1 protein-coding gene is annotated in these 379 nt (G+C 64.4%); it reads left to right on the forward strand.

Features of this window, described 5'->3' with window-relative positions; all coding sequences use genetic code 11:
- On the forward strand, positions 1 to 379 hold a 379-nt coding region (locus tag ACLQ2U_RS32220), incomplete at both ends, for an inorganic diphosphatase (protein ID WP_425754649.1).

Here is a 379-nt window from a genome sequence, read left to right on the forward strand (position 1 = left end):
ATCGAGGTCCCCAGGGGAACGCGCAACAAGTACGAGATGGATCGCCAGACCGGTCGGATCCGGCTGGACCGCACCCTGTTCACCGCGACTCAGTACCCGGCCGACTACGGTTTCATCGAAGACACCCTCGGCGAAGACACCGACCCCCTCGACGCGCTGGTACTGGTCCAGGAACCGACCTTTCCCGGCTGCCTCATCCGATGCCGGGCCATCGGCATGTTCCGCATGCGAGACGAGAAGGGGCCCGACCCGAAGGTGCTGTGCGTGCCCGCGGCTGACCCCCGCCTCGCGTACCTGGGCGACATCACGGATCTGGAACACTTCCACAAGCTGGAGATCCAACACTTCTTCCAGGTGTACAAGGACCTGGAGCCGGGCA

Source organism: Micromonospora sp. DT47, assembly GCF_049844475.1.
In the GTDB taxonomy this organism is placed as follows: domain Bacteria; phylum Actinomycetota; class Actinomycetes; order Mycobacteriales; family Micromonosporaceae; genus Micromonospora.